The organism is Pantoea sp. SIMBA_079 (assembly GCF_046940275.1).
Classification (GTDB): Bacteria; Pseudomonadota; Gammaproteobacteria; order Enterobacterales; family Enterobacteriaceae; genus Pantoea; species Pantoea borealis.
In genome coordinates, this window is sequence record NZ_JAWRYR010000057.1 from 1 (window position 1) to 419 (window position 419).

The window sequence follows — 419 nt, forward strand, 5'->3', positions numbered from 1 at the left end:
GGGCGATCCGATCGGCTCGTTCATGACGATGTGGAACGGCATCAATGCCGCCCGCGGCCATGGATGGGATGCGAACCCCTGGGTGTGGGCGATCGAATTTCGGAGGGTCGCGCAATGAGCGAGCACGAAGAAATCGCCCTCACCCTCCAGCAGGTCGCCGATCGGATGCAACTGTCGTACAGCACCGTATTTTCAATGCGCAAGCAAATCGGATTTCGCCTGCCCGGGTCTCGGGTTTGGCGGGTCTGGCCGTCGCGGCTTGCCGGGTTATCAGAAAAGCGCAACAATCTGACCCGGCTATCGCTGCGGGTCGGTGGAGAAAATGGATGTCAATCCGCAGACGTAAAGGCTCCGGGGTCTGGTTTATCGACCTCCGCACGCCAAGCGGCGAAAGAATTCGCCGCTCTGCTGAAACAACG

General features: G+C 59.9%; 1 protein-coding gene. It reads left to right on the forward strand.

Translation table 11 applies throughout. From position 1 onward, the window contains the following. Positions 1–114 precede the first annotated feature (114 nt). On the forward strand, positions 115–419 hold a 305-nt coding region (locus SB719_RS19070), incomplete at its 3' end, for a hypothetical protein (RefSeq protein ID WP_412159591.1).